This window comes from Pseudomonas sp. PS02303 (assembly GCF_029959925.1).
GTDB lineage: Bacteria > Pseudomonadota > Gammaproteobacteria > Pseudomonadales > Pseudomonadaceae > Aquipseudomonas > Aquipseudomonas mandelii.
Genome location: NZ_JASCOM010000056.1, coordinates 20908 through 31481, shown reverse-complemented (window position 1 = coordinate 31481; position 10574 = coordinate 20908). Strand labels below are relative to the sequence as shown.

Below are 10574 nucleotides of genomic sequence, written 5' to 3'. Positions count from 1 at the left end.
GCCACCCGCTCGCTCCTATGGGCCGGAGTCATTCACAAAATTTGTTAACGACATGGATCCTTCAAGAGCGAGTGGGCGGCGATCCGACTTGCCCGCGAAGGCAATCTCAAAACCGCCGCAACGCGCTGTGGATAACTCAGCTCTTTTTGATCTTCACCGGCCGTTTCCAGCCATCGATGTTCTTCTGACGTGCCCGACCCACAGCCAACTGCGCGTTATCCACATTCTGCGTGATGGTTGAACCGGCCGCCGTCGTCGCACCGGAAGAGATATCCACAGGCGCCACCAACGAGTTGTTGGAACCGATGAACACGTCTTCACCCAAGACGGTTTTCCACTTGTTGGCGCCATCGTAGTTGCACGTGATGGTGCCCGCGCCAATGTTGGTGCGCGCACCGATCTCGGCATCGCCCAAGTAGGTCAAATGACCGGCCTTGGCGCCTTCACCCAGGTGGGCGTTTTTCAGTTCGACAAAGTTACCCACATGCGCGCGAGCTTCAAGCACCGTACCCGGACGCAGACGTGCGAATGGACCGGCATCGCTACCTTCGCCCAGGATCGCACCTTCGATATGGCTGTTGGCTTTGATCACCACGCCTTTGCGCAGGGTGCTGTCCTTGATCACACAGTTCGGGCCGATCACCACGCCATCTTCAATGACGACCTTGCCTTCGAGGATCACGTTGATATCGATCAGCACGTCTCGGCCGACGGTGACTTCACCGCGTACATCGAAACGGGCCGGGTCACGCAGGGTCACGCCTTGAGCCATCAAGCGGCGACCTGCGCGCAACTGATAATGACGCTCGAGTTCGGCGAGCTGCTTGCGGTCGTTGGCGCCCTGCACTTCCATGGCGTCATGGGGATGCTCAGTGGCCACCACCAGACCATCGCTGACTGCCATTGCGATCACGTCCGTCAGGTAATACTCGCCTTGGGCATTGTTGTTGGAGAGACGGCTCATCCATCCACCCAGCTGTGCGAAAGGCAGGGCCAGAATGCCGGTGTTGCCTTCGGTGATTGCGCGCTCGGACTCGTTGGCGTCTTTCTGCTCAACGATGGCCGTGACCTTGCCGGCGGCATCGCGGACGATGCGGCCATAACCGGTCGGGTCATCCAGCTCGACGGTGAGCAAGCCCAGTTGCTGCGGGGCCACTTTCTTGAGCAAACGTTGCAGGGTTTCAACTTCGATCAGCGGAACGTCACCGTACAGGATCAGTACGGTGTCGGACTCGATGAACGGCACGGCCTGAGCCACCGCATGGCCGGTACCCAGCTGTTGGTCCTGCAGGACGAAATTCAGATCATCCGCCGCCAGACGCTCGCGCACCGCTTCGGCGCCATGGCCAATCACCACGTGGATGCGCTGTGGATCAAGTTGCCGGGCGCTGTGGATAACATGACCAAGCATCGAGTTGCCGGCGATCGGGTGCAGAACTTTCGGCAACGCCGAACGCATGCGAGTGCCTTGGCCGGCAGCGAGAATAACGATTTCAAGAGACATGACTGGCTACCAATCCTGGGTGGTCAGCGGCTGCGACCAGGTTATGAAAATCGGAAAAGAAAAAAGGGTAGCCGAGGCTACCCTTTTTAATCAATCGCGCAACAAGCAATGGCCTATTAGTGGCCAAACTTCTTGCGGATCTGCTGGACGGTGCGCAGCTGAGCTGCGGCCTCGGCCAGACGTGCGGCAGCAGAACCGTAATCGAATTCCGCGCCCCGCTCATGCAAGGCCTTCTCGGCAGCCTTAACGGCTTCCTGAGCGGAGGCTTCGTCCAGGTCGGCAGCACGTTGCACGGTGTCGGCAAGAACCTTGACCATGTTCGGCTGAACCTCGAGGAAACCACCGGAGATGTAATACACCTCCTCTTCCCCGCCCTGCTTGATCAGGCGGATCGGACCCGGCTTGAGATTAGTGATCAGCGGCGCGTGACCCAAGGCGATACCAAGATCACCCAGTGCACCGTGCGCAACCACCATCTCGACCAGGCCGGAAAAGATTTCCCCTTCCGCGCTGACGATATCGCAATGGACTGTCATAGCCATCTGATTGCCTCAACCTAAATTAGCGCCCGTTGCCGGGCGCCGGGATTACAGTTTCTTGGCTTTCTCGATCGCTTCTTCGATGCCGCCGACCATGTAGAACGCTTGTTCTGGCAGGTGGTCGTAGTCACCGTTGAGGATGCCTTTGAAGCCAGCAATGGTGTCTTTCAGGGAAACGTATTTACCCGAAGCACCGGTGAAGACTTCAGCCACGAAGAACGGCTGCGACAAGAAACGCTGGATCTTACGAGCACGGTTTACCAACTGCTTGTCGGCTTCCGACAGCTCGTCCATACCCAGGATCGCAATGATGTCCTTCAGTTCTTTGTAACGTTGCAGAACATACTGTACGCCGCGAGCGGTGTCGTAGTGGTCCTGGCCGATTACGTTCGGGTCCAGCTGGCGCGAAGTCGAGTCGAGTGGATCGACCGCTGGGTAGATACCCAGGGAAGCGATGTCACGGGACAGAACGACGGTGGCGTCCAAGTGGGCGAAGGTGGTCGCTGGCGACGGGTCAGTCAAGTCATCCGCAGGTACGTATACCGCTTGGATCGAGGTGATCGAACCGTTCTTGGTCGAAGTGATACGCTCTTGCAGAGTACCCATCTCTTCGGCCAGGGTCGGCTGGTAACCTACTGCGGAAGGCATACGGCCCAGCAGTGCGGATACTTCAGTACCGGCCAGGGTGTAACGATAGATGTTGTCGACGAACAGCAGAACGTCGTTACCTTCGTCACGGAACTTCTCGGCCATGGTCAGGCCGGTCAGTGCTACGCGCAGACGGTTACCCGGCGGCTCGTTCATCTGACCGTAAACCAGTGCCACTTTGTCCAGAACGTTGGAATCCTTCATCTCGTGGTAGAAGTCGTTACCCTCACGAGTACGCTCACCCACACCGGCGAACACGGAATAACCGCTGTGCTCGATGGCGATGTTACGGATCAGTTCCATCATGTTTACGGTTTTGCCTACACCGGCACCACCGAACAGACCGACTTTACCACCCTTGGCGAACGGGCAAACCAGGTCGATAACCTTGATGCCGGTTTCCAGCAGGTCGTTGCCGCCCGCTTGTTCAGCGAAGGTTGGCGCAGGACGGTGAATGCCCCAGCGCTCTTCGGTGTCGATCGGGCCAGCTTCGTCGATCGGGTTACCGAGGACGTCCATGATCCGGCCCAGGGTCGCTTTACCGACTGGTACGGAGATGGCTGCGCCAGAGTCGGTGACTTCCAGACCGCGCTTCAAGCCTTCGGTGGAACCCATCGCAATGGTACGAACCACGCCGTCGCCCAGCTGTTGCTGAACTTCGAGGGTGGTTTCAGCCGCGCTCACTACTTTCAGCGCGTTGTAGATGCTCGGTACGCTGTCGCGTGGAAATTCCACGTCGATAACGGCGCCGATGATTTGAACGATACGTCCGCTACTCATAGCTGGATCCTCTGAATATTTGAACCGTTAAACCGCGGCAGCGCCGCCGACGATTTCCGAGATCTCTTGGGTGATCGCAGCCTGACGCGCCTTGTTGTAGACCAGCTGCAAATCGCTGATCAAATCACCGGCGTTGTCGGTAGCGTTCTTCATCGCGATCATCCGCGCAGCTTGTTCAGCCGCGTTGTTCTCGACCACCGCCTGGTAGACCTGCGACTCCACGTAACGGACCATCAAGCCGTCAAGCAGCTCTTTGGCGTCCGGTTCGTACAGATAATCCCAGTGGTGCTTGAGTTCCTGATCCGGGGTTGCCACCAGCGGAATCAACTGCTCCACGGTAGGCGATTGCGTCATGGTGTTAACGAATTTGTTGGACACCACGGACAGGCGGTCAATACGGCCGTCCAGGTAGGCATCCAGCATCACCTTGACGCTGCCGATCAGGTCATTGATCGACGGCTCTTCACCCAGGTGGCTGATAGCTGCTACGACGTTACCGCCGAAGTTGCGGAAGAAAGCCGCACCCTTGCTACCAACAACACACAGATCAATCTCGACGCCGTTTTCGCGGTTTACCGCCATGTCCTTGACCAAAGCCTTGAACAGGTTGGTGTTCAAGCCACCACACAGACCACGGTCACTGCTCACCACGACATAACCGACGCGCTTTACTTCACGGTCGAGCATGAATGGGTGGCGATATTCCGGGTTGGCGTTGGCCAGATGGCCAATAACCTGGCGGATGCGCTCCGCATAAGGACGGCTAGCAGCCATGCGCATTTGTGCCTTGCGCATTTTACTGACCGCCACTTTTTCCATGGCGCTGGTAATCTTTTGCGTGCTTTTGATGCTCGCAATCTTACTGCGAATCTCTTTTGCGCCTGCCATGTAACACCTATCAGGTTAGCAAGCGGGAGCCTTGCGGCTCCCGCTGCGGCTTACCAGGTTTGGGTGGCCTTGAACTTCTCGATACCGGCTTTCATGCCAGCGTCGATTTCGTCATTGAAGTCACCCTTCACGTTGATCTTCGCCATCAAATCGGCGTGATCGCGGTTGAAGAAAGCAATCAGCGCTTGTTCAAAGCTGCCGACCTTGGCGATTTCGACGTCAGTCAGGAACCCACGCTCAGCGGCATACAGCGACAGCGCCATGTCAGCGATCGACATTGGTGCGTATTGCTTCTGCTTCATCAGCTCGGTAACGCGCTGACCATGCTCAAGTTGCTTACGGGTCGCTTCGTCCAGGTCAGAAGCGAACTGGGCGAATGCCGCCAGTTCACGGTACTGAGCCAGAGCGGTACGGATACCACCGGAGAGCTTCTTGATGATCTTGGTCTGAGCGGCACCACCCACACGGGATACCGAAACACCGGCGTTCACAGCAGGACGGATCCCGGAGTTGAACATGGCCGATTCCAGGAAGATCTGACCGTCGGTGATGGAAATCACGTTGGTCGGAACGAACGCGGAAACGTCGCCAGCCTGGGTTTCGATGATCGGCAGTGCGGTCAGGGAACCGGTTTTGCCGGTCACTGCGCCGTTGGTGAACTTCTCTACGTACTCTTCCGAAACGCGGGATGCGCGCTCCAGCAGACGGGAGTGGAGATAGAACACGTCGCCTGGGTAAGCTTCACGGCCTGGTGGACGGCGCAGCAGCAGGGAAATCTGGCGATAAGCCACTGCTTGCTTGGACAGATCGTCATAAACGATCAGCGCGTCTTCACCGCGGTCGCGGAAGAATTCACCCATGGTGCAACCGGAGTACGGTGCCAGGAATTGCAGTGCTGCAGATTCCGAAGCGCTCGCTGCCACGACGATGGTGTTAGCCAGTGCGCCGTTTTCTTCCAGCTTGCGAACCACGTTGGCGATGGTCGATTGCTTCTGACCGATCGCGACGTAGACGCAGAAAATGCCGCTGTCTTTCTGGTTGATGATCGCGTCGATCGCCAGAGCGGTTTTACCGATCTGACGGTCACCGATGATCAGCTCACGCTGGCCACGGCCGACAGGAATCATGGCATCGACAGCCTTGTAGCCAGTCTGTACAGGCTGGTCTACCGACTTACGCCAGATCACGCCTGGAGCAACCTTCTCGACCGCATCGGTCTCGGTGTTGTTCAGCGGACCTTTGCCGTCAACTGGGTTACCCAGTGCGTCGACTACGCGACCCAGCAGTTCCTTACCAACCGGAACTTCGAGGATACGGCCGGTGCACTTGGCGCTCATGCCTTCAGCCAGAGACTGGTAGGAGCCCAATACAACGGCACCTACGGAGTCTTGCTCCAGGTTGAGAGCCATACCGAAGACGCCGCCCGGAAACTCGATCATCTCGCCGTACATGACGTCGGCCAGACCGTGAATCCGCACGATACCGTCAGATACGCTGACGACAGTGCCTTCGTTACGGGCTTGGGAGGTCACATCGAGCTTGTCGATGCGGCCCTTGATAATTTCACTTATTTCGGAAGGATTGAGTTGCTGCATTGCTCTGCTGCCCCTTCAAACTCAAGATTTCAATGCTTCGGCAAGGCTCGCGAGTTTGCCGCGAACCGAGCCATCGATAACCAGGTCGCCGGCGCGGATGACAATGCCCCCAATAAGGGATTTGTCTTCCTCGACTTGCAGGCGCACTTCCCGGTTGAGTCGTGCACTGAGAACCTTGGCGAGTTTGTCTTGCTGTTCTTGGTTCAATGCAAAAGCACTGGTCACTTCAACGTCTACCGACTTCTCTTGTTCAGCCTTGTACAGGTCGAACAGAGCGGATATCTCCGGCAAAAGCGGGAGACGGTCGTTTTCGGCAACGACGTGAATGAAGTTCTGTGCCTTGGCATCAAACTTGTCGCCGCACACGTCAATAAACGTGGCGGCCTTGTTTGCGCTCGTCAGTCGCGGGGCCTTGAGCACGCGCTGCATAGTGCCGTCTTGCGACACTGCTGCAGCCAGGCCGAGCATGGCTGACCAAGAGGCCAGTTGCTGGTGGGCCTGGGCGTGCTCGAAGGCTGCCTTAGCGTAAGGTCGGGCCAACGTGGTCAATTCTGCCATGATCGCCCTCGCTTAAATTTCAGCAGCCAGTTTGTTTACCAGCTCCGCGTGCGCGTTTTGATCGATTGTGGAACCCAGGATCTTCTCGGCGCCAGAGACTGCCAGGCTACCCAATTGGGCACGCAGCGCGTCTTTGACACTGTTCAGTTCCTGCTCGATCTCGGCCTGAGCCTGAACCTTCACACGGTCAGCGTCGATACGGGCTTTTTCAACAGCCTCTTCAACGATCTGGTTACCGCGTTTCTTGGCTTGCTCAATGATTTCGGCTGCCTGAGCTTTTGCTTCGCGCAGTTGCTGACCCGCTTTATCTTGGGCCAGCTCCAGGTCGCGAGCTGCTCGGGCGGCAGCGTCCAGTCCATCCGCGATCTTCTTCTGACGTTCGTGCAAAGCCGCGATGACCGGAGGCCACACGAACTTCATGCAAAACAGTACAAAAATGAAGAACGCAACGGACTGGCCAATCAGGGTTGCATTAATGTTCACGCCAACACCTCGCTCGTTCGTTGCACATCACACCAATTACTCGAAGGTTCGAGTAATTAGCCAGCGAGTTGACCAACGAATGGGTTCGCGAAAGTGAAGAACAGAGCGATACCAACACCGATCATGGTTACGGCGTCGAGCAGACCGGCAACGATGAACATTTTAACTTGCAGCATTGGAACCATTTCTGGCTGACGCGCTGCGCCTTCCAGGAACTTGCCGCCCAACAGGCCGAAACCAATTGCGGTACCCAGTGCGCCCAGGCCGATCAACAGTGCAACAGCGATAGCGGTTAGACCAACTACAGTTTCCATCTTTCCTCCCGACTTTTACGTCGTATGGTTTAGGTTTTTTAGATTTTAAAGCGGTAAAACAAATCGTTTCATAGCCCTGTTCGGGCCCCCACCCGTTTGACCGGATGGGACATCAGACTAGTCGAGACTGGTCTTAATGGTTCTCTTCGTGTGCCATCGACAGGTAGACGATGGTCAGCATCATGAAGATAAACGCCTGCAGGGTGATGATCAGGATGTGGAACACAGCCCACGCCCACTGCAGAACTACGCCCAGGCCGCTAAGCCAGAGCAGACCGCTGCCGAACATCACAGCAATCAGAATGAAGACCAGTTCGCCGGCGTACATGTTGCCGAACAGACGCAGTGCCAACGAGATTGGCTTGGCAATCAGTGTCACGAACTCCAGCAGGAAGTTCACCGGAATCAGCAGGGCTTGAACGAAGATGTTCTTGCTGCCGAACGGGTGCAGGGTCAGTTCGCCGATAAAGCCGCCGATGCCCTTGACCTTGATGCTGTAGAAAATGATCAACGCGAACACCGACAGGGCCATGCCCAGGGTAGCGTTCGGGTCAGTGGTGGATACGGCACGGAATGGAATGTGCGCATCACCTGTGATCAGGATGGCCAGCTGAGGAATCCAGTCGACCGGAATCAGGTCGACGGCGTTCATCAGGAAGACCCAGACGAAGATGGTCAGTGCCAACGGTGCAATCACCGGGCTACGGCCATGGAAGCTGTCTTTCACGCTGCCATCGACGAATTCGACCAATACTTCAACGAAGTTCTGCAAAGCACCAGGCTGACCGGAAGTCGCCTTCTTCGCCGCCATGCGGAAAAGAAGAACGAAGATCAGACCCAACGCGACCGACCAGCCGAGAGTATCGACGTGGAAAGCCCAGAAGCCCATTTCTTTGGCTTCTGCTGCGGTGTGGGCAAAACCCCACCCGCCAGTTGGGTGCTGACCGAAGGTCAGGTTCTGCAAGTGGTGCTGGATATAGCCCGAAGCGGTTGTTTCTGCCATGGTTGCCTCAAACGCCCTAAGGTCTCGAAAGTCTTGTTCTCATCAGCAGGGGCGCGAACCAGCTGACCAGTTGGGTCAACACGAAGACGCCGAATACAGCTAGCGGCGCCAATGGCTTCACACCTGCGAACGTCAATGCAAAGAGCACTGCCGTCAAAATCAGTTTGCCCGCCTCACCGGCATAAAAAGACCGGACGATGGCTTGGGCTGCTCGGGCGCCGGAAAACCGAAATGCCCTGTGAGCGAAATAAACATTGGGCAGCAAAGCTATCAGGCCTCCGCAGAGTCCTGAGTACCCGGCAACGACTCCGTGCCATTGCCAGAGCGCCAAAGCGGCGATCAGCAAAACGACAAACTGAGCCATTAACACCGGAAAAACTGCCAGGCGATGGAACGGCAAGCGGTTTGGCGTGCGGCTTTCCATCACAATTACTCCCCAATGGTCGGCTGCCAGAATTCAATAACTTGGCATAATTTGTGCCGACAAAATGCGCGCAGAGTATAGGGGCGGTTCTGCCCCTATTCAACCGTCAGGTAGTGATTTCCGACTGCACGCTACATGAGGAAATGTTTCAACGAATGTGCGCGAGCACACCTTGAAGCTCATCGAGGGAGTTGTAACCAATAACCAACTGCCCTTTCCCCTTCTTTCCGTGGCGGATCTGCACCGCAGAGCCTAGGCGTTCAGCCAGGCGCTGCTCGAGTCGGGCGATATCAGGGTCCTGTTTAACCGGTTCAGCAGGCTCCTGTTTGCCACTCAACCACTGGCGAACCAGTGCCTCGGTTTGGCGCACCGTCAGTCCTCGTGCGACAACATGTCGCGCCCCTTCAACCTGTTGATTCTCCGGTAAACCGAGCAAAGCACGCGCATGACCCATTTCCAGGTCGCCGTGCGACAGCATGGTTTTGATAACTTCCGGCAACGCGATCAAGCGTAGCAGGTTGGCCACGGTCACGCGGGATTTGCCCACGGCTTCGGCGACTTGCTGCTGAGTCAGCTGGAATTCCTGCTGCAAACGCTGCAAGGCCACGGCTTCTTCGATGGGATTGAGGTCTTCGCGCTGGATGTTCTCGATCAGCGCCATGGCGATCGCGGTTTCATCCGGCACATCGCGAACCATCGCCGGGATGGTTTCCTGGCCAGCCTGCTGGCTGGCGCGCCAGCGGCGTTCACCGGCGATGATTTCAAAGCGACCGCTGCCTATCGGACGCACCACGATCGGCTGCATCACGCCCTGGGCCTTGATCGACTGCGCCAGTTCTTCCAGCGCCTGAGGATCCATGTCCCGTCGCGGCTGGTACTTGCCGCGCTGGATCAGGTCCAGGGGCAGGTGCTGCAGCTCACGCTGATCGGCCTGGACCGCTTGTTCTTCCAGCGAGCTGACAGTCGGACCACTCAGCAGTGCATCCAGTCCACGTCCGAGACCTCGTTTCTTGACGGCCATGGGGATTCCTTAAGTTGCCTGAGCGGCGGCGGTGCGTGAGTTTTTGCGTTGACGACGAACAAGCTCGCCGGCCAACGCCAGATAGGCGATAGCGCCACGCGATGCTTTGTCGTAGGCCAGCGCCGGCATGCCATAGCTAGGTGCTTCGGCCAGACGGATGTTGCGCGGGATGACGGTGTCGTACAGCTGCTCGCCGAAGTGTTCCTTGAGCTGCGCCGATACATCGTTCATCAGGCTCAGGCGCGGGTCATACATGGTCCGCAACAGGCCTTCGACTTTCAGATTCGGGTTGAGCAATTCAGCGATGCGCTTGATGTTATCCACAAGGTCGCTCAAACCTTCGAGCGCGAAGTACTCGCACTGCATGGGGATAATTACCCCGTCAGCTGCAACCAACGCGTTCAGCGTCAGCATCGACAACGACGGCGGGCAGTCGATCAAAATGTAATCGTAGTTTTCACGGATCGGCGCCAACGCACTGCGCAGGCGACTTTCCTTCATCTGCATTTCCAGCAGAACCACTTCGGCTGCAGTCAAGTCACGGTTGGCCGGCAACAGCTGGTATCCGCCGTGCTCGGAGTAGTGCATGGCCTCAGCCAGGTCGCACTCGCCGATCAGCAGGTCGTAGACCGAGTTTTCCAGCCCGTGTTTATCCACACCGCTACCCATGGTGGCGTTGCCCTGTGGATCGAGATCGATCAACAGCACCCGGCGCTTGGTAGCGACCAGGGATGCTGCGAGGTTGATGCAGGTGGTGGTTTTACCCACACCACCTTTCTGGTTCGCTATCGCGAATACCTTAGCCATTCTTGCTTGT

12 protein-coding genes are annotated in these 10574 nt (G+C 57.1%); all 12 read right to left on the bottom strand.

What is annotated here, in order from left to right:
* Window positions 1-136 precede the first annotated feature (136 nt).
* The 12 genes from glmU to QMX98_RS15180 all read right to left on the bottom strand — a co-directional run bounded on the left by glmU (window position 137) and on the right by QMX98_RS15180 (window position 10564).
* Window positions 137-1504, bottom strand: a complete 1368-nt coding sequence (glmU, locus tag QMX98_RS15235; RefSeq protein WP_282410984.1) for a bifunctional UDP-N-acetylglucosamine diphosphorylase/glucosamine-1-phosphate N-acetyltransferase GlmU — start codon at window positions 1502-1504, stop codon at window positions 137-139.
* Between the two features lie 116 nt (window positions 1505-1620).
* Window positions 1621-2046 carry a F0F1 ATP synthase subunit epsilon gene (locus QMX98_RS15230; protein WP_010465460.1) on the bottom strand — a complete coding sequence of 142 codons (426 nt, stop codon included), beginning with the start codon at window positions 2044-2046 and terminating at the stop codon, window positions 1621-1623.
* Between the two features lie 45 nt (window positions 2047-2091).
* Window positions 2092-3471, bottom strand: coding sequence for a F0F1 ATP synthase subunit beta (gene atpD, locus QMX98_RS15225; RefSeq protein ID WP_008155715.1), 1380 nt, complete (start codon window positions 3469-3471; stop codon window positions 2092-2094).
* A gap of 27 nt (window positions 3472-3498) precedes the next feature.
* Window positions 3499-4359 (bottom strand): F0F1 ATP synthase subunit gamma, encoded by an 861-nt coding sequence (gene atpG, locus QMX98_RS15220; RefSeq protein ID WP_010465463.1) that lies wholly within the window; start codon window positions 4357-4359, stop codon window positions 3499-3501.
* 50 nt (window positions 4360-4409) lie between these two features.
* Window positions 4410-5954 carry a F0F1 ATP synthase subunit alpha gene (gene atpA, locus QMX98_RS15215; protein ID WP_010465465.1) on the bottom strand — a complete coding sequence of 515 codons (1545 nt, stop codon included), beginning with the start codon at window positions 5952-5954 and terminating at the stop codon, window positions 4410-4412.
* 21 nt (window positions 5955-5975) lie between these two features.
* A complete protein-coding gene (locus tag QMX98_RS15210) occupies window positions 5976-6512 on the bottom strand; it encodes a F0F1 ATP synthase subunit delta (RefSeq protein ID WP_010465467.1) in 537 nt (178 codons plus the stop codon).
* Window positions 6513-6524: 12 nt separating this feature from the next.
* Complete coding sequence (locus QMX98_RS15205; RefSeq protein WP_007948090.1) at window positions 6525-6995, bottom strand: F0F1 ATP synthase subunit B; 471 nt, start codon at window positions 6993-6995, stop codon at window positions 6525-6527.
* A gap of 56 nt (window positions 6996-7051) precedes the next feature.
* Window positions 7052-7309, bottom strand: coding sequence for a F0F1 ATP synthase subunit C (atpE, locus tag QMX98_RS15200; protein WP_002555987.1), 258 nt, complete (start codon window positions 7307-7309; stop codon window positions 7052-7054).
* Between the two features lie 133 nt (window positions 7310-7442).
* Window positions 7443-8312 carry a F0F1 ATP synthase subunit A gene (gene atpB, locus QMX98_RS15195; protein ID WP_010465471.1) on the bottom strand — a complete coding sequence of 290 codons (870 nt, stop codon included), beginning with the start codon at window positions 8310-8312 and terminating at the stop codon, window positions 7443-7445.
* A gap of 16 nt (window positions 8313-8328) precedes the next feature.
* A complete protein-coding gene (locus QMX98_RS15190; protein ID WP_010465473.1) occupies window positions 8329-8736 on the bottom strand; it encodes a F0F1 ATP synthase subunit I in 408 nt (135 codons plus the stop codon).
* A 148-nt stretch (window positions 8737-8884) separates the two neighbouring features.
* The gene (locus tag QMX98_RS15185; RefSeq protein WP_077748853.1) at window positions 8885-9757 is read right to left on the bottom strand and encodes a ParB/RepB/Spo0J family partition protein; all 873 of its coding nucleotides are present in this window, start codon (window positions 9755-9757) and stop codon (window positions 8885-8887) included.
* 9 nt (window positions 9758-9766) lie between these two features.
* Window positions 9767-10564: a ParA family protein gene (locus tag QMX98_RS15180; protein ID WP_010465477.1), complete on the bottom strand. Its 798-nt coding sequence runs from the start codon at window positions 10562-10564 to the stop codon at window positions 9767-9769.
* Window positions 10565-10574 lie beyond the last annotated feature (10 nt).